The organism is Nocardioides stalactiti (genome assembly GCF_014180715.1).
Lineage (GTDB): Bacteria > Actinomycetota > Actinomycetes > Propionibacteriales > Nocardioidaceae > Nocardioides > Nocardioides stalactiti.
The window spans coordinates 1-17,743 of record NZ_JACEFC010000013.1; the positions used below are offsets into that span (position 1 = coordinate 1).

Here is a 17,743-nt window from a genome sequence, read left to right on the forward strand (position 1 = left end):
GGCTCGAGGAGGGCCTGCCGGCGGCGACCGAGGTCGCCGTCGCCAAGCTCTGGGCCGCCGACACCGGTCACAAGCTGGCGCACACGACGGTCCACGTGCACGGCGGCGTCGGCATCGACCTCGACGGCGAGGCGCACCGCTACTTCACGACGGCGAAGCGCTTCGAGTTCCTCTTCGGCGGCGCGACCGACCAGGCTCTCGCGATCGGCAGGAGCTTCGCCGCCGTCTGAGTCGATCGTTCGCCCCTGTCACCCCGACGAAACCGTCGCGTGACACGGACGTCCTATCCTTCCGCCATGGAATCGGCGGTGGAGTGGGCACATCGGGCCGGCACCGGCACGTACGACGAGATGCACGACGGTGCGCTCGTACGGCCGGAGTACCACACGCTGCGCAAGTCGCTGGACGCGCTCGACGGTGCCGACCTACGGGCCCGGATCGACGCGCTCGCGATGTCCTACCTGGACCAGGGCGTCACCTTCGACATCGGGGGTGAGGAGCGGGCCTTCCCGATCGACATCGTCCCGCGGGTGATCACCGCCGATGTGTGGGCGGAGGTGGACGCCGGCGTGCAGCAACGGGTGCGCGCCCTCGAAGCCTTCCTGTCCGACGCCTACGACGCCGGACAGGTGTTCACCGACGGCGTGGTCCCCAAGGAGGTGGTGGTCTCCTCGGGCGCCTACCACCGCGAAGCAGCCGGGGTCCTCCCCGCCAACGGCGTGCGCTGCCACGTCGCAGGCATCGACCTCGTGCGCGACGACGAGGGTCGGTTCCGCGTCCTGGAGGACAACGTCCGGGTCCCGTCCGGGGTGTCCTACGTCATGACGAACCGCCGGGCGATCGGCTCCGCGCTGCCGGAGGCGATGTCGGAACACCGGATCCGGCCCGTCGCCAACTACCCCCAACGGCTGTTGGCCGCGTTGCGCGCAGCGGCTCCGGCCGGCGTGTCCGACCCCACTGTGGTCGTCCTCACCCCGGGCGTCTTCAACAGCGCCTACTTCGAGCACGCGCTCCTCGCACGCACGATGGGCGTCGAGCTCGTCGAGGGGCGCGACCTGGAGTGCCGACGCGGACGCGTCCTGATGCGCACCACGCACGGGCTCGAGCCGGTCCACGTCATCTATCGTCGCGTCGACGACGAGTTCCTGGACCCGGTGCAGTTCCGCGCCGACTCGATGCTCGGCTGCCCCGGACTGGTCAACGCGTCCCGCGCGGGCAACGTCACCCTCGCCAACGCGATCGGCAACGGGATCGCCGACGACAAGCTCCTCTACACCTATGTTCCCGACCTGATCCGGTACTACCTGGCCGAGGAGCCGGTGCTGCCCAACGTCGACACCTGGCGGCTCGACGATCCCGACGCCCGCGAGGAGGTGCTGGACCGGCTCGACGAGCTCGTCCTCAAGCCGGTCGACGGGTCAGGCGGGAAGGGGATCGTCATCGGCCCCGCCGCGTCGTCGACCGAGCTCCACCAGCTGCGCGCGGCCATCCTGGAACGTCCTCGCGCCTGGATCGCCCAGCCCGTGGTGGCGCTGTCGACAGTGCCGACCTTCGCCGACGGCGCGATGCGCCCACGGCACGTCGACCTGCGCCCGTTCGCGGTGAACGACGGCGACCGGGTGTGGGTGCTGCCCGGCGGTCTGACCCGGGTCGCGCTTCCCGAGGGAGAGCTGATCGTCAACTCCTCGCGGGGCGGTGGCTCGAAGGACACCTGGGTGCTGGCTCGTCCCGGTCGAGTCACCGAGCCGCCGCCGCTACCGATGCCCGCCGCGGCTCCCGACTCACCCTCGCCCCAGGTGGCCGGACCCGCGCTCCGCGACCTCACGCTCCAGCAGGACCAGCAGCAGCAGGGGCGCTCATGCTGAGCCGGATCGCCGAGTCGCTCTTCTGGATCGGCCGCTACATCGAGCGCGCTGACGACACAGCCCGCATCCTCGACGTCCAGACCCAGCTCATGCTCGAGGACCCTGGTGTGGTGGTCCCGACGACGTGCCGGGCCGTGCTCTCCATCATGGGGGCTCAGGCCCCAGCAGGAGTCGAGCTCGACACCACCCGGCTCGTCGAGCTGCTCGCCTACGACCTCACGACGCCGGAGTCGATCGCCTCCTCGCTCCAGGCTGCCCGGGAGAGCGCCCGCCGCGCCCGCGAGACCCTGTCGGAGCCGCTCTGGGTCTCCATCAACACGACCTACCGAGCGATCGGTGCGGGATCGTTCCGCGCGATGCGGCCCGAGCGCGGCCTGCGCTGGGTGCGCGACCAGGCAGCGCTCATCAACGGCACCGCCGACGCGACGATGACCCGCGACGAGGGCTGGCAGTTCCTCGTCCTGGGTCGCAACCTGGAGCGGGCCGACATGACCGCACGGTTGCTCGCCAGCGCCGCGCTCTCACCCGGACACGCCTGGACGACCACCCTGCGAGCCTGCGGCGCCCACGAGGCCTTCCTCCGAGCGCGACGCGGGATGGAGATCGATCGCGAGGTCGTGGAGTTCCTGCTCCTCGACCGGCTCTTCCCCGGCTCCGTCCTCTTCGCGCTCAACCGGGCGGAGCAGTGCCTGTCCAACCTCGAGTCCCAGGCGCTCCGCACCGGGTTCGAGAGCGACGCGCAACGGTTGCTGGGGCGTGCCCGCGCCGAGCTCGAGTACCGATCGATCACCGACCTGGTGGCAGACCTGCCGGGCGCGATGGACCACTTCCAGCGCGCGTGCGGGGACACGACCCAGGCGATCACCCGGCGCTTCTTCGCGGGCTCCGAGGCCCTCGCCTGGCACGGGACACGGGAGTAGGAGGCAGCGTGCAGCTCAGGATCGTCCACGTCACCGGCTTCGAGTACGGCGGGCTCGTCAGCGCGTCGTACAACGAAGCACGGATGACGCCCCAGAACGACGCGTCCCAGTCGGTCCTGCACTCCCGGGTCGACGTGCAGCCGCACCCGTGGGCCCAGACCTACCGCGACTACTGGGGCACCATGGTCACCGCGTTCGAGGTGCTCGACCCGCACCGCGAGCTGACGGTCACCGCCACCTCGACCGTCCGCACGCACGAGACGAGCCCCCGGCGGACCAGCGACTCCTGGGAGGAGCTGCGCGACCCCCGGGTGACCGACGACCTCGCCGAGTTCCTCGTCGCCGACGACCGGGTCCGCCCACCCGCCGACCTCGCCGAGCGGGTGCACCGGCTGGCCGCCGACAGCGGCACCCCGGCCGAGGTCGCGCGTGAGGTGTGCCGCACGATCCACGACGAGGTCGAGTACCGCAGGGGCGCGACGGACGTGCACGCCCGGGCAGCGACGGCCTGGCAGCAGCGCAGCGGCGTGTGCCAGGACTTCGCCCACCTGGCCACCGGCGCGCTCCGCAGTGCCGGGATTCCCAGCCGCTACGTGTCCGGCTACCTCCTCCCCCGCCACGACCCGGTGGTCGGCGAGGAGACCCACGGCGAGTCGCACGCGTGGGTCGAGTGGTGGGACCAGGGCTGGCACGCCTTCGACCCCACCAACGACCAGCCGCCCGGGGAGCGCCACGTCTCCGTCGCCACCGGCCGCGACTACGGGGACGTCCGGCCGCTCAGCGGCGTCTACACCGGCGCCGGGACGTCACGCATGTTCGTGGAGGTGACGGTCACCCGGCAGGCCTAGCGGCCGAGCAGCCGACCGACACCGTTGGTGAGCTTGACCACCCAGAAACCGGTGTGCACGTCGGTGTACCAGATCTGTTGGTTCCGCACGTCCCACGCCGGGCGCGACATCGCGTAGGAGCCGGCCTCGGGCACGACCCCGACCCGGGGTGGCGTCGGCCGGTTGAAGTAGGCGACCTCGCGCGGGCGCTCGGGGTCGCGGACATCGAACACCCGCAGGCCCGACAGGATCATCGAGCAGGCCACCAGGCCGGGGTTCTTGCGGGTCGGGACCGAGCAGTAGTGGGCGGCGTAACCCTGGGCCGGGGACACGTTGCCCGGGTCACGGAAGAGCGCGTCGGTCCGGTTGCGGGGCTCGTGCACCTGCAGCCGGATGTCGGAGACGATCTCCGGGCGCCGGGGGTTGGTCACGTCGATGATCCGGGCGGCCCCGACCGGAGCGGTGCGGAACCGGCCGATCGACTCGAAGCTGGCGAGGTCGATGAACTCGTCCGTCTCGAGCACGTAGTCGCGGCCGCCGACCGAGAACGGCTCGGCCGACTGCGGGATCGACACCTCGGGCCAGGTGAGCTCCGACAGCAGTCGCACCTCGGGGTCGGGCGTCCGCGCGTGGACCTCGGAGACGTCGTAGATCCGCAGGCCGCCGCCGTCCAGGATCCCGCCCGCCCCCGGCGATCCGATGTTGGCGACGTACATCGTGTCGCCGTCGGGGGAGAACCGCAGCCCGTGGTAGATCACCCCGAACTTGCTGAACACGATGCGCGGACGTCGCGGGTCGGCGATGTCGAGGGCGACCAGGTTGCCGCCGGCCGCGCCGGCCACCCAGAACGTCCGACCGTCCGGGGACAGGCCGCTCTCATGACCGAACAGCGCGGACGGGGTCGTCGACAGCAGGCGCGGATGGCGGCAGTCCTGCGAGACGTCGTAGATGTCGACGAAACCGGGCGCGGTCGCCGCCGTGCCCATCCCGGCCATCAGCAGGCCGCGCCCCTGGTGGACCAGCAGCGACTCGTGCGGGGCGAGCATCGCCGGCGTGATCAGGTTGGCGGTCCGGCGGGGCTTCCTCGGGTCGCTCATGTCGAGTGCGACCACCCCGAGCCCGTCCTCGAGCATCCCGCCGAGGATGTCGCGGGGCGCGATCGGGTTGGAGTCGTAGTAGGCACAGACCCGGCCGCTGTCGTCGACGTAGCGCAGGGTCTTGAAACCGCCCGACTTGCCGGAGTGCCCGACCGTCCGGGTGTTGCACAAGTAGCCCCGCTCCGCGCGCCCCGACTCGTAGTCGGCCTTGGGCACGCGGCCCTGGAGCCCGGTCTCGGGTCGCGACCCCGGGCCGCAGTCGGCCTCCGGCACGGGACGAGCGACGTGCGGCTCGTCCTCGATCGCCTCCGCCACGATGGTCCCGGCTGCCACCGCTCCCACGGCGAACGCCGTCACGACCAGGCGGCGCCACGGGCGCGGCCGGTCCTCCCTCCCCTGCACGCGCTCACGCGACCACAGGTGAAGGGCGCGTGTCAACCAGCCGGTCAGCGAGGGAACACGGCAGTCTTGGCCGGGTGACCGCACCTGACGAGACCCTCGAACCCGCGGCCGACGGCCTCACCGAGCTGCTCGCCCGCCGGTTCCTCACTACCGACGCCGCACGTCCCGAGAAGGTCGAGCGCTGGCACGCACGCGGCCGTCGAACGGCGCGGGAGAACCTGGCCGACCTCGTCGACCCCGGGACGTTCGTCGAGTACGGCCGCTTCGTCACGGCGGCCCAGGAGCAGCGGCGCGACCTCGCCGACCTCGTCGTCAACACGCCGGCCGACGGGATCGTCGGCGGGACGGCGGACGTCGACGGCCAGCCGTGCACCGTGATGTCGTACGACTACCTCGTGCTCGCCGGGACCCAGGGCATGCGCGGGCACCGCAAGACCGACCGTCTGGTCGACACGGCACGACGGATGCGGCTGCCCGCCGTCTTCTTCACCGAGGGCGGTGGCGGGCGTCCGGGCGACGTCGACATCCCCCTGGTGTCCGCGCTCGACCTCGACCTCTTCGCGCTGTGGGGCGCGCTCGACGTGCCCAAGATCGCCGTCGTGTCCGGTCGTTGCTTCGCCGGCAACGCCGTCATCGCCGGTTGCGCCGACCTCCGGATCGCGACGCCGGACGCCAACCTCGGCATGGCCGGGCCGGCGATGATCTCCGGCGGCGGGCTCGGCGAGTTCGCCCCGGAGGAGATCGGCCCCGTCGCGGAGCAGAGTGCCAACGGCGTCCTCGATGTCGTCGTGGCGGACGAGGCGGAGGCGGTGGCCGTCGTCCGCCAGCTCCTCGGCTACCTCCGCGGACCGGGTGCGCCCGGGCCGGCGCCCGACGGCACGGCCCTGCGGGACCTGCTCCCCGAGAACGACCGGGAGGGCTTCGACGTCCGCCCGGTCGTCGAGGGGCTCGCCGACGAGGACAGCGTGCTGTGGCTGCGTGAGGAGTTCGCCCCCGAGCTCGTCACCGCTCTGGTGCGGATCGAGGGGATCCCGGTCGGCGTGGTCGCCAACCAGTCGACCCACCTGGCCGGGGCGATCACCAGCGACGCGTCGGTGAAGGGCGCGGACTTCCTCGAGCTCTGCGAGCGCTGGCGCGTCCCGGTCGTCTCGCTCGTCGACACGCCCGGGTTCATGGTTGGCCCCGATGCCGAGCGGACCGGCCTGGTCCGGCACGCGTCGCGGATGGTCACCGCCGGCGCCCGGCTGACCGTCCCGCTCGTGGGGGTCGTGCTGCGCCGGGGCTACGGGCTCGGCGCCCAGGCGATGCTCGGCGGCAGCACCCACCAGCCCCTGCTGACGCTCGCCTGGCCGGGCGCCCACCTCGGCGCGATGGGGCTCGAGGGCGCCGTCCGGCTGGCCCTGGCCAAGGAGCTGGCGGCGATGCCGGAGGACGAGCGCGAGCGCACCGTCGCCGAGCTCACCGCGAGCTATCGCGACCAGGCCAAGGCGCTCAACGCCGCCCGCCTCCACGAGATCGACGATGTCGTCGATCCCGCCGAGACGCGCGCGCTGATCGCCCTGACCCTGCGGCGGGTCAACGGGGCAGCAGCGCCCGAGCCGCGCCGTTGAGGCGCACCGCGTAGAAGCCGCTGCTGGCGTCGGTGAACCACACCATCGACCGGGCGACGTCCCACGCCGGCTGCGACAACGCGTTGCTGCCACCGGTGCCCGGCTTGTTGAAGTAGCCGATCTCGCGCGGGTTCTCGAGGTCCCGGATGTCGAACAGCCGGAGCCCGGACCCGATCATCGAGCAGGCCACGATCCGCGGGTTGTCGCGGGTCGGCACCGAGCAGTAATGGGCGGAGTAGCCGCCGAGCGGACTGCTGGCACCGGGGTCGGCGAACAGCTCCTCGGTGCGGTTCTCGGGCTGGTGCACCTGCAGCCGCAGGCCGGAGACGACGTACGGCGACGTCGGGTCGGTCACGTCGATGATCCGGGCCGCGCCGACCGGGCCGTCGGTGCGGAAGGTGAAGCCGTCGCCGAAGAGGTCGCTGAACTCGTCGACCTCGAGCACGTACTTGCGGCCGCCGCGGGTGAACGGCTCGGCGACCTGCGGGATGGACGCCTCGGCCCAGGTGGTCTCGCCGAGGAGCCTGATCGCCGGGCTCGGTCGCCTGGCCTGCACGTCGGACACGTCGTAGACCCGCAGGCTCGGCGCGTCCAGGACAGCGTTCTGGTTGAACGTGCCCATGTTGGCGACGTACATCGTGTTGCCGTCGTCGGCGAGCCGGATGCCGTGGTAGATCACGCCGGTCTTGGTGAAGATCGGGCGGGGCAGCCGCGGCTCGGTGATGTCCACCGCGGTCAGGTTGAAGCCGACCGAGCCGGTCGACCAGAACGTTCGGCCGTCCGGGGACAACCCGCTCTCGTGGCCGAACAGCGCCGACGGGGTCGACGACAGCAGCCGGGGCCTCCGGCAGTCGTTCTTGATGTCGTAGATGTCGAGGATGCCGGGGGCGGTGAGGACGTTGCCCATCACCGCGACGAGCAGGCCGCGCTTCTCGTTGACCAGGAGCGACTCGTGGGGGCTCAGCATCGCCGGGGTGATCAGGTTGGCGGTCTTGAGAGGCTTCGCCGGGTTGGTCATGTCGAGGACGACGACGCCCAGCCCGTTGCCGTTGAGCAGGTTGGTCACCACGTCGGTGGGGAACATCCGCGTCGAGTCGTAGAACGCGCAGGTGCGGCCCCGTGCGTCGGTGTAACGCAAGGTCTTGAAGCCACCGGTCTTGCCGTGCTGACCGACCGGTGCGGTGTTGCAGGTGTAGCCCTGGGCGGCCCGGCCCGACGCGTGGTCGGCGGCGGGCACCCGGCCCTGGAGGTCGGTCTCCGGCAACGAGCCGGGCGCGCACGCCGTCACGGGGACGGCGGGCGCCAGGGCCTCCTCGCCGCCGACCGCGGCGACGACCCCGCCGGCGACGACCGCACCGGCCGCGAGGCAGGCGACGGTCAGCTGGCGCCACCCGGCGGCCGGGGACGTCCTCACGTCAGAGTCCGGCGATCCCGTTGAGCTTCTTCACGGTGGCCTCGAACTCCGAGACCAGGTCCGCCATCACCTCGGCGACCGGTCGGACCTCGTTCATCCGGCCGACGATCTGGCCGACCGGCATCGAGATCACGTCGGGGTCACCCGAGGCGTTGATCCGGTTGTGGGCGTCGGAGACCAGCAGGTTCTGGAGCGGCATCGGCAGCGGCGCCGGTGCGCCCTCCTCGTTCCAGGCCTCCGTCCACTTCGTCTTGAGGAGACGGGCCGGCTTGCCGGTGTAGACCCGGGTCCGGACCGTGTCGGAGGACGTCGCCCGCAGGAACGCCGTCTCCCAGCCCTGGTTGCTCGCGAGGTTGCGGTACTCCTCGGTGCCCAGCCAGATCGACCCGGTCCACACGCCCTGGGCGCCGAGCCCGAGCGAGGCAGCGATCTGCCGACCCGAGCCGATGCCGCCCGCACCGAGGACCGGCACGTCGGGGCCGACCGCGTCGACGATGTCGGGCGTGAGCACCATCGAGGCGATCTCGCCGGTGTGGCCGCCCGCCTCGTAGCCCTGGGCGATGATGATGTCGACGCCGTTGGCGACGTGGCTGACGGCGTGCTTCGGGGCACCGGCGAGCGCGGCGACCTTGAGCCCGGCCGCCTGGCACTGCTCCACGACGTCGTTCGGCGGGGTTCCGAGCGCGTTGGCGATGAGCACCGGCCGGTGCTGGAGCGCCACGTCCACGTGCGAGCGGGCCATCGAGTGCAGCCAGCCGAGGACGCCCTCGCGACCCTCGCCCTCGGGGAGCGGCGGGACACCGAGCTTGAGGAGCGTCTCGTCGACCCACTTCTTGTGGTCGTCCGGGATGTACGTCGACAGGTCGGTCGAGGTGCCCTCGGTCGGGATCTTCATCGGCATCACGACGTCGACGCCGTACGGCTTGCCGTCGGTGTTGTCGTCCATCCAGTCGAGGACCTTGTCGAGCTCCTCGGCGTCGTTGAAGCGGACGCAGCCGAGCACACCGAGCCCACCGGCGCGCGACACGGCGGCCGCGACGTGCTCGGACGGGGTGAAGGCGAAGATCGGGTACTCGATGCCGAAGGCGTCGCAGAGGTTGGTGCGCATCAGGCGTGGGCTCCGTCGGTCGTGGTCGTGCTGTCGAGGGACTGGGCGGTGCCGGCCTGCTGGGCGCTCAGCGCCAGGTCCTTGGCCGCGGGGTACTGCGCCTTGCCGGTGGCGTTGCGCGGGATCTCGTCCACGATCGTCAGCACGCGGGGCAGCTTGTAGCCGGACAGGTGAGCGCGCAGGAAGGTGCGCAGCTCCTCGAGCTCCACCTTCTGGCCCTCGCGGGGCTGGACGACCGCGGCGACGGTCTGGCCGTACTTCTCGTCGGGGAGGCCCACCACCAGCACGTCGTAGACGGACGGGTGGCCCTTGATCGCCATCTCGACCTCTTCGGGGAAGACCTTCTCGCCCCCGGTGTTCACGCAGTTGGAGCCGCGGCCGAGCAACGTGATCCGGTTGCCCTCCTCGATCCGGGCGAGGTCGCCCGGGATCGAGTACCGGACGCCGTCGATCTCGATGAACGTCTTGGCCGACTTCTCGGGGTCCTTGTAGTAGCCCACCGGGACGTTGCCCGAGCGGGCGGTGCGGCCGACCTTCCCGACATCCTTCACCGGGTCGAGCAGGTTGTTGTCGTCGTCGAGGATGACGGTCGTCGCGGGGATCCCCACGACCGGACCATCGGTCGACAGCGCGCTGGCGTCCTGGAGGCCGGTGCCCTGGAAGCCGGTCTCCGAGGAGCCGACCGAGTCGGTGAAGACGGCGTTGGGGAACTTCGCCATCCACCGCTCCTTGATCGCCTTGGAGAAGATCGCGGCGCTCGAGGAGATCGCGAACAGCGTCTGCCCGCTGTAGTTGCCGGCCTCGTAGGCCTCGATGAGCGGGCGGGCCATCGCGTCGCCGGTCATGAAGAGCATCTGGACGCCCTCCCGGTCCACGACCTCCCAGGTCCGCACCGGGTCGAACTTCGGCTCGAGGATCGTGTTCTGGCCGGCGAACAGGTGCATGAGCAGCGACGCCTGGGCCCCACCGTGCATGAGCGGGCTGAGGGGGAAGGTGACCAGGCTGTCCTGGAGTGCCTTCTTGGACTGGTCATACTCCTCGAGCGGCTCACCGGTCATGAAGTCGATGCCACCGCCGAGCACGCGCCAGAAGTCCTCATGACGCCACATGACGCCCTTCGGGTAACCGGTGGTGCCGCCCGTGTAGATGATGTGGAGGTCGTCGGGGCTGCGCTCACCGAAGTCACGGGCGTCGCTCTGACCGGCGACGGCCTCGGCCAGCATCACGCCGCCGAAGCGGGTGACGTCGGAGTCGTCGTCGACGTCGATGGGGTCCGGGAGCCCGACGAACGTCGTCAGCTGCTGGTGCTTCGGGGACACCTCGGCCACCAGGTCGGCGTAGACCCGGTCGAAGACGAGACCCTTGAGGTCGGCGTTGTCGAAGATGTAGTCGAGCTCGCCGGCGACGTACCGGTAGTTGACGTTGACCCCGACGGCGCGGATCTTCAGGACCGCCATCAGGGCGATGACGTGCTCGATGCTGTTCTTGGCGTAGAGGCCCACGTGGTCGCCGGCGCCGATGCCTTCGGCGGCCAGGAAGTGGGCGAGCTTGTTGGACTCGGACTCGAGCTCGGCGTACGTGATCTTCCGGTCCCCGACCTGGACGGCGGGCTTCTCGGGGGCTACGTCGACGGCGTGCTCGAAGAGGTCAGCGATGTTCAAGGCCACGTCTCCGAGACTAGAACACGTTTCACTTTTTCGCTAGCGTGGTTCGTATGACGACCACGGACGCCTCCCAGGAAGCGCAGCCCCGCACCACTCCCGACTGCCTCGTCGAGCAGGACGGTCACAAGCTGATCGTCACCATGAACCGGCCCGAGCGACGCAACGCGCTGTCCTCGGAGATGCTGCGGATCATGGAGTCCGCCTGGGACCGGGTCAACGAGGACCCCGAGATCCGCGTGTGCATCCTCACCGGCGCCGGCGGCTACTTCTGCGCAGGCATGGACCTCAAGGCCGCCAACGAGAAGCCCCCGTCCGAGAGCTTCGAGTCCGGCGAGTACGACCCGACCGTCATCAAGGGCCTGCTCAAGGGCTTCCGCCTCACCAAGCCGCTGATCGCGGCCGTCGAGGGCCCGGCCATCGCGGGCGGCACCGAGATCCTTCAGGGCACCGACATCCGGGTGGCCGGCGAGTCGGCGAAGTTCGGCGTGGCCGAGGCCCGCTGGAGCCTCTACCCGATGGGCGGCTCCGCGGTCCGGCTCCCCCGCCAGATCCCCTACACCGTCGCCGCCGAGCTGCTCCTCACCGGCCGCACCCTCGGGGCGCCGGAGGCCAAGGAACTGGGCCTCATCGGCCACGTCGTGCCGGACGGCGATGCGCTGGCGAAGGCGGACGAGATCGCCGACAAGATCGCCGCCAACGGTCCGCTCGCCGTCCAGGCGATCCTCAAGACGATGCGCGACTCCGAGGGCAAGCACGAGGAGGACTGCTGGAAGGACGACGCCCGCGTCGGCGCTGCGGTCTTCTCCTCCGACGACGCCAAGGAGGGCCCGCGTGCGTTCCTCGAAAAGCGCCAACCCGAGTTCAAGGGGCGCTGACCCCCGCTAATTTCCGAGGATGCAGCCCGACGACGTCCTAGGAGTCCTGTTCGCCGTCGGGCTGATCGGGGGCGTCTTCGTCTGGGCCGGCGTGTCCACGGCGCGGGCCCGGAAGCGGGCCGCGGAGCGGATGACCGCGATGTCGGGGTACGCCGTGCAGCGCGAGTGGGGCTTCGTCCCGAGCGACCCGACCCTCGTCGGCCGGTTCGCTGGCCCGCCGTTCGGGCGCGGCCAGGGCCAGGCCGCCAACAACGTGTTCCGTGGCCGGCACGAGGGCCGGGAGTTCCTCGCGTTCGACCACGAGTTCACCACGACCTCCGGCAGCGGCAAGAGCAGGAGCACGAAGCACCACTTCTACTCGGTCGTCGTGCTCACCCTCGGCCTGCCGACCCCGGGCCTCTCGGTCGTCCCGACGACCACGTTCGGCTGGTTGGTCAACGCCGTCACCGGTCGTGACGTCGAGGTCGGCGACCTGCTCTTCGACCAGACCTTCACCGTCTCCTCCCCGTCCGCCGACTTCGCCCGGGACCTGCTGGGTCCCGACGTCGTCCAGGTCGCGCTCCACCACCCGGAGCTGGCCTGGCGCTTCGAGGGCGGCGCGATGCTCGTGATCCGCGAGGGCCAGCACTCACCCCAGGAGGTCGAGGCCAAGCTCCACTTCATGGACGCGGTGCTCGACCGCGTCCCCGAGCACGTCCGGGCACGGCTGCTCCAGGAGCCTCCCCGGTGATCGGGCGATCGGCATGAACACGATCTGGGACGTCCCGAGCCTGCTGGTGATCCTGGCCATCTCACTCTGGGCCTACTTCGGCCTGGTGAAGCCGTCGGTCGACGCTGCGAGGGAGCGCCGCGCCCTCCGGGAGCGCGTCGCGGAGCGCGGGTGGAGCTACGCCAAGAAGGACAAGGAGCTCCGAGCACGGCTCTCCTCGCCGCCCTTCGGCGGCCGGTCGGGCTGGACGTACGACGTGGTCTCGTGGGTCCACCGGGGCCGCGACGTTCGCTTGTTCGGCTTCGACGAAGGCAGTGGCGAGGGATCCTGGGCCTACGCGGTCGCGATGATCGGCCCGATCGCGCACGACCTCCCGACGATCCGGATCCACTTCGAGGTCTTCAACCCCTTCAAGCCGAAGCGACCTCCCGCCGAGGGCCTGCACGCCGTGCCGTCCGCCGACCCGAACTTCGTGATCGTCAGCAGCGACCCCCTCGTTGCCGAGCGGCTCCAGCGGCCGCTCATCGACCTGCTGCGGGCCTCGTCGACCCTGACCTTCCTCACCGAGTCCGGCGCGATCCTGTTGGTGGGAGAGAGCGCCCGCCTCCGCGGCTGGGTGCAGGAACCCGAGGAGATCGTGGCGCTGCTCGACGCTCTCGCGGGCGTGGTCGGCCGCGAGGTCGGCGACCAGCCCCGCTGACGGCCGTCCGCGACGCGTCAGCCGACGGAGCGCTCGCCCGTCCAGTACTGCGCCCGCAGCGCCTTCTTGTCCGGCTTGCCCAGCGCGGTCAGCGGCAGCGCGTCGGAGACGATGACGTCCTTCGGCACGTGCACGGAGCCCTTGCGCTCCTTGACCGCCGCCTTGATCTCCTCGGTCATGGTCGCGATCGAGGCCTCGTCGGTCGGGGCATCGGGGCGCAGCACGACGATCGCGGTGACCGCCTCGCCGAACTTCTCGTGCGGCGTGCCGATGACGCCGACCTGGGCGACCAAGGGGTGCTCGGCGACGACGTCCTCGACCTCACGCGGGAAGATGTTGAAGCCGCCGGTGACGATCATGTCCTTGGTGCGGTCCACGATGTACCAGAAGCCGTCCTCGTCCTCACGCGCCACGTCACCGGTGTGCATCCAGCCGTCCCGGAACGTCTCCGCGGTCTGGTCGGGCAGCTGCCAGTAGCCGCCGGTGAGCAGCGGACCGGCGACGCAGATCTCCCCCGGCTCGCCCTGCGGGACAGGCTGGCCGTCCTCGCCGAGCAGCGCCGTCCGGATGAAGGCAGCGGGGCGACCGCAGGACGTGAGCCGCTTCTCGATCGGCTTGCCGTCGGCGTCGACGTGGTCGCCCTTCGCGAAGTAGGTGATCGCCATCGGCGCCTCGGACTGGCCGTAGTACTGCGCGAAGATCGGGCCGAACCGCTCGATCGCCTCCTTGAGGCGGACCGGGTTGATCGCCGACGCGCCGTAGTAGACGGTCTCGAGCGAGGACAGGTCACGGGTGTGCGAGTCCGGGTGGTCCATGAGCGCGTACAGCATCGTCGGGACGACCATGAGCGAGTTGATCTTCTTCTCCTCGATGGTCGCCAGCACCTCGGCCGGGTCGAACCGCGCGGAGACGAAGAGGGTGCCGCCCTTGAGGACGTTGGGCACGAAGAACGCGGCACCCGCGTGGGACAGCGGGGTGCACATCAGGAAGCGCGGGTTGTCCGGCCACTCCCACTCGGCGAGCTGGACCTGGCTCATGGTGTTCATCGCACCGACGGTGCCGATGACGCCCTTGGGCTTGCCCGTCGTACCGCCGGTGTAGACGAGGGACACGATGTGGTCGGGGGCCAGCAGGCGGGCCTCGAGCGGCACCGGGTCGAAGGTCGCGGCGACCGCGGTCAGGTCCGAGCCGACCGCCGCGAGGGACTCCGGGACCGGGCCGATGGTGAGGACCTGCTTGAGGCCGGGGCACTTGTCGAGCAGCTCGAGGGCGCGCGCCTCGAAGTACGGGTCGATGATCAGGGTGGTGATGCCGGCGTCGTTGATGACGTAGGCGTGGTCGTCGGCCGACCCGAGCGGGTGCAGCGACGTGCGCTGGTAGCCCTGGGTCTGGCCCGCACCGAGGATGAACAGCACCTCGGGCCGGTTGAGCGCGAGCAGCGCGCCCGGCGCGCCGGTGCCGGCGCCGAGCGACTCGAAGGCCTGCACGTACTGGCTGATCCGCTCCGCGACCTGTCCGCCCGTCAGCGTCACGTCGCCCAGGTGGATCACCGGGCGGTCCTTGTGTCGCTTGAGGGCAGCCACCATCAGGTGGCCGTTGTGTGCACCGAGTCGCAGGGAGTCGTCCGTCATGGGCGCAAGACTAGAACGTGTTCTAGTGCGGGGCAACCACTACCCGGCTTCCTCCAACGGAACGGCCAGCGGTGCGACGCCCCCGAGCCGACGGTGGTAGCGAACCTGGTCGCCATGGGCCTCGAGAGTCCGCCACAGGGTCTGGTGCGCCGCCCAGGGCAACGGCTCGGCGCCGTTGCGCCACGAGTCGCCGAAGCTGATCCACACCGGCGTCCAGGCGGCTGCCACGTCCCACGCACCCCGCTGCCTCATCAGGAGTGTGCGCCGCACCTGGAACGCGTGCCGGGGGCCGTCGACGCAGATCGGCGCGGTCGCGACGGGCCAGAGCCGGAGGTCGAGCTCCATCAGCTCGAGCTCGAGGTCCTCCAGCAGGCGCGGGTCCACCAGGACGGTGGCCACGTTCTCGTGCGGGGACCGCAACATGCCCGCACGCTAGCCGACACGTCATGCTGACGACATGCGATTCACCGAGCACGAGCTGACCGCGGCTCTCACCGGCGTGGCCAAGTCCGTGCACGCGAACGGCAAGGCCGCGCGCAAGCGCCGGCTCGACCCGGACGCCGCCTGGGAGGAGCTGACCCGCTACCAGCGCTTCCAGCTCCTGGACGGCCTGGGGAGCCAGGTCCTGCCCGTCCTCGTCGCCCTGCCGGACGTCGAGGTCGCAGCCGGCACCCGGCCGTCGTACACGGCCGACCAGGTGCGCCGGGTCGTCGAGGACCAGGTCGGCGACGACCTCGGCCGGGTACGGCGCGCCGTGCTGGTCAAGGCGCGCACGCTGCTGGTGCAGACCGCCCTCGCCCACGTGCCGCCGCGGCTCGATCCGGACGGGCTGCTCCACCACCCCGAGGGTCTGGACTCCTAGGCGAGGAGCTCCGCGACGCTGCGCACCTCGTCGGCGCTGCGGCAGCTGAGGAGCAGCGTGGTCACGCCGGTCTCCTCCCAGGCCGCCACCCGCTCCTTGACGTAGGACGCGTCGCCGACGATGTGCATCTCCTCGACCAGGTCGTCGGGGATCAGCGCGGTCGCCTCCTCCCGCTTCTGCGCGAGGAACAGCTCCTGGACCTGGTCGGTGATGGCGGCGTAGCCCATCCGCTCGAAGACGTTCTTGTGGAAGTTCTGGTCCTTGGCGCCCATGCCGCCCATGTAGAGCGCGATGACGGGCTTCATGCCGTTGATGACGGCTCGCCGCTCCTCCTCGCTGGTCGTCACCTGGAGGTGGCAGGTCGCGGCGATCTCGAAGGTCTCCCGCGTACGACGGGCGCCCGGCCGGGCGAAGCCCTCGTCGAGCCACGGCTGGTACATGCCGGCGCTCTTGGGCGTGTAGAAGATCGGGATCCAGCCGTCGGCGATCTCGGCGGTCTGCGCGACGTTCTTGGGCCCCTCGGCGCCGAGCCAGATCGGGATGTCGGCGCGGAGCGGGTGGACGATCGGCTTGAGCGGCTTCCCGAGGCCGACGGAGCCCGGGCCGTTGAACGGAAGCGGGTAGTGCGGGCCGTCGTTGGTGACCGGCGCCTCGCGGGCGAGGACCTTGCGGATGATGTCGACGACCTCGCGGGTCCGCGCGAGCGGCTTGGCGAACGGCTGGCCGTACCAGCCCTCGACGACCTGCGGTCCGCTGACGCCCATGCCGAGGATGAGGCGACCGCCGGTGAGGTGGTCGAGCGTGAGCGCGTGCATGGCGATCGACGTCGGCGCCCGACCCGACATCTGGACGATCGACGTCCCGAGGCGGACCCGCGAGGTGTCCTTGCCCCACCACGCGAGGGGGGTGAACGCGTCACTCCCCCACGCCTCGGCGGTGAAGATCGCGTCGAATCCGGCCTCTTCCGCCGCGGCGACGACCTCGCCGACACCCTGCGGGGGCTGCGCGCCCCAGTACCCCAGCTGCAGTCCAAGCTTCATGAGACACAGCATGCCACTACTTGATGCCGAAACTAGAACGTGTTTCACTTTCGCCCATGAGTCGCACCTTGCAAGCGCCGGTGACGGTCGCCTTCGACTACACGCGTTCTACCGGCCCCGTCGTCGGCCGCTTCCTCACCGGTCTCCGCGACGGCATCGTCGTCGGCGGGCGCACCTCGACCGGCCAGGTCGTCGTACCCCCGCTGGAGTTCGACCCCGTCACCCACGAGGCGACGACCGAGTTCGTCGAGGTCTCCTCCGTCGGCACGGTCACGTCCTGGACCTGGGTGCCCGAGCCGGTGAAGCACCAGCCGTTCGACCGGCCGTTCGCGTTCGCGCTCGTCACGCTGGACGGCGCCGACGTGCCGCTCCTGCACGCCCTCGACGTCTCCTCGCCCGCCGAGGTCAGCACCGGCATGCGGGTCCGCGTCCGCTGGGCCGCCGAGCGGGTCGGCCACATCAACGACATCCTCTGCTTCGAGCCGCTCGCACCCGGCGAGGCCGCTGCGACGGCGCCGGCCGCCGCGTCCGACGAAGCCGTCGAGGGAGTCATCACCACCGTCTCGCTGGACTACGACTACGCGGCCTCGCCCGAGGAGTCGCTGTTCTACCGGGGCCTCAACGAGGGCCGGATCATGGGCCAGCGCTGCCCCACCTGCCAGAAGGTCTACGTCCCGCCGCGGAGCGCCTGCCCCGCCGACGGCACACCGACCGCTGAGGAGGTCGAGCTCTCCCAGACCGGCACCATCACGACGTTCTGCATCGTGAACGTGCCGTTCCTCGGTCAGAAGATCACCCCGCCGTACGTCTCGGCCTACGTCCTCCTGGACGGTGCCGACATCGCCGTGCTGCACCTCATCCTCGGCGTCCCCGCCGACGAGGTCCGGATGGGCATGCGGGTCAAGGCCGTCTGGAAGCCCGAGGACGAGTGGGCGTACTCCCTGGAGAACATCGACCACTTCGCTCCCACCGGCGACCCCGACGCCGACTTCGACACCTACAAGCAGCACCTCTGAGAG

The 17,743-nt window shown here is 70.8% G+C and carries 17 protein-coding genes; 10 read left to right on the forward strand and 7 right to left on the reverse strand.

Annotated features, from left to right (window positions below):
- The 4 genes from H0487_RS04265 to H0487_RS04280 all read left to right on the forward strand — a co-directional run.
- Positions 1-230: acyl-CoA dehydrogenase family protein (locus tag H0487_RS04265; RefSeq protein WP_281370601.1), on the forward strand; the 230-nt coding region annotated here is incomplete at its 5' end.
- Between the two features lie 66 nt (positions 231-296).
- Complete coding sequence (locus H0487_RS04270; protein WP_183092992.1) at positions 297-1,865, forward strand: circularly permuted type 2 ATP-grasp protein; 1,569 nt, start codon at positions 297-299, stop codon at positions 1,863-1,865.
- A complete protein-coding gene (locus H0487_RS04275) occupies positions 1,859-2,785 on the forward strand; it encodes an alpha-E domain-containing protein (protein WP_183092993.1) in 927 nt (308 codons plus the stop codon). The genes H0487_RS04270 and H0487_RS04275 overlap by 7 nt, the downstream gene beginning before the upstream one ends.
- Positions 2,786-2,793: 8 nt before the next feature.
- Positions 2,794-3,633, forward strand: coding sequence for a transglutaminase family protein (locus H0487_RS04280; RefSeq protein ID WP_183092994.1), 840 nt, complete (start codon positions 2,794-2,796; stop codon positions 3,631-3,633).
- Here H0487_RS04280 and H0487_RS04285 read toward each other — a convergent pair.
- Positions 3,630-5,111 (reverse strand): LVIVD repeat-containing protein, encoded by a 1,482-nt coding sequence (locus tag H0487_RS04285; RefSeq protein ID WP_183092995.1) that lies wholly within the window; start codon positions 5,109-5,111, stop codon positions 3,630-3,632. The two genes, H0487_RS04280 and H0487_RS04285, sit on opposite strands and share 4 nt — an antisense overlap.
- A 74-nt stretch (positions 5,112-5,185) precedes the next feature.
- On the opposite strand from H0487_RS04285, the gene H0487_RS04290 reads away from it, so the two are divergent.
- Positions 5,186-6,721 (forward strand): acyl-CoA carboxylase subunit beta, encoded by a 1,536-nt coding sequence (locus H0487_RS04290; protein ID WP_312855817.1) that lies wholly within the window; start codon positions 5,186-5,188, stop codon positions 6,719-6,721.
- On the opposite strand, the gene H0487_RS04295 is transcribed toward H0487_RS04290, so the two are convergent.
- From H0487_RS04295 to H0487_RS04305, 3 genes are read right to left on the reverse strand one after another with little or no spacing between them, the layout of a single operon-like run.
- Positions 6,687-8,135 (reverse strand): LVIVD repeat-containing protein, encoded by a 1,449-nt coding sequence (locus tag H0487_RS04295; protein ID WP_183092996.1) that lies wholly within the window; start codon positions 8,133-8,135, stop codon positions 6,687-6,689. The genes H0487_RS04290 and H0487_RS04295 overlap by 35 nt on opposite strands.
- A 1-nt stretch (position 8,136) precedes the next feature.
- Complete coding sequence (locus H0487_RS04300) at positions 8,137-9,243, reverse strand: NAD(P)H-dependent flavin oxidoreductase (RefSeq protein ID WP_183092997.1); 1,107 nt, start codon at positions 9,241-9,243, stop codon at positions 8,137-8,139.
- Positions 9,243-10,910 (reverse strand): acyl-CoA synthetase, encoded by a 1,668-nt coding sequence (locus H0487_RS04305; protein ID WP_183092998.1) that lies wholly within the window; start codon positions 10,908-10,910, stop codon positions 9,243-9,245. Before H0487_RS04305 ends, H0487_RS04300 begins: the two co-directional genes overlap by 1 nt.
- 47 nt (positions 10,911-10,957) lie before the next feature.
- On the opposite strand from H0487_RS04305, the gene H0487_RS04310 reads away from it, so the two are divergent.
- From H0487_RS04310 to H0487_RS04320, 3 genes are read left to right on the forward strand one after another with little or no spacing between them, the layout of a single operon-like run.
- Positions 10,958-11,782 (forward strand): crotonase/enoyl-CoA hydratase family protein, encoded by an 825-nt coding sequence (locus H0487_RS04310; RefSeq protein ID WP_183092999.1) that lies wholly within the window; start codon positions 10,958-10,960, stop codon positions 11,780-11,782.
- A 19-nt stretch (positions 11,783-11,801) separates the two neighbouring features.
- Positions 11,802-12,512, forward strand: a complete 711-nt coding sequence (locus tag H0487_RS04315; RefSeq protein ID WP_183093000.1) for a type III secretion system chaperone family protein — start codon at positions 11,802-11,804, stop codon at positions 12,510-12,512.
- Between the two features lie 13 nt (positions 12,513-12,525).
- Complete coding sequence (locus tag H0487_RS04320; protein WP_183093001.1) at positions 12,526-13,191, forward strand: type III secretion system chaperone family protein; 666 nt, start codon at positions 12,526-12,528, stop codon at positions 13,189-13,191.
- A 17-nt stretch (positions 13,192-13,208) separates the two neighbouring features.
- Here H0487_RS04320 and fadD8 read toward each other — a convergent pair whose 3' ends face one another.
- Together fadD8 and H0487_RS04330 are read right to left on the reverse strand one after the other, a co-directional pair.
- Positions 13,209-14,822, reverse strand: a complete 1,614-nt coding sequence (fadD8, locus tag H0487_RS04325; protein ID WP_183093002.1) for a fatty-acid--CoA ligase FadD8 — start codon at positions 14,820-14,822, stop codon at positions 13,209-13,211.
- 39 nt (positions 14,823-14,861) lie between these two features.
- Positions 14,862-15,245: a hypothetical protein gene (locus tag H0487_RS04330; protein ID WP_183093003.1), complete on the reverse strand. Its 384-nt coding sequence runs from the start codon at positions 15,243-15,245 to the stop codon at positions 14,862-14,864.
- A 34-nt stretch (positions 15,246-15,279) separates the two neighbouring features.
- Between H0487_RS04330 and H0487_RS04335 the strand changes: the two genes are divergently transcribed.
- A complete protein-coding gene (locus tag H0487_RS04335; protein WP_183093004.1) occupies positions 15,280-15,684 on the forward strand; it encodes a hypothetical protein in 405 nt (134 codons plus the stop codon).
- Here the strand turns inward: H0487_RS04335 and H0487_RS04340 are convergent.
- The gene (locus H0487_RS04340) at positions 15,681-16,724 is read right to left on the reverse strand and encodes an LLM class F420-dependent oxidoreductase (protein ID WP_183093005.1); all 1,044 of its coding nucleotides are present in this window, start codon (positions 16,722-16,724) and stop codon (positions 15,681-15,683) included. The genes H0487_RS04335 and H0487_RS04340 overlap by 4 nt on opposite strands.
- A gap of 56 nt (positions 16,725-16,780) precedes the next feature.
- Between H0487_RS04340 and H0487_RS04345 the strand changes: the two genes are divergently transcribed.
- Complete coding sequence (locus H0487_RS04345) at positions 16,781-17,740, forward strand: Zn-ribbon domain-containing OB-fold protein (protein ID WP_183093006.1); 960 nt, start codon at positions 16,781-16,783, stop codon at positions 17,738-17,740.
- Positions 17,741-17,743 lie beyond the last annotated feature (3 nt).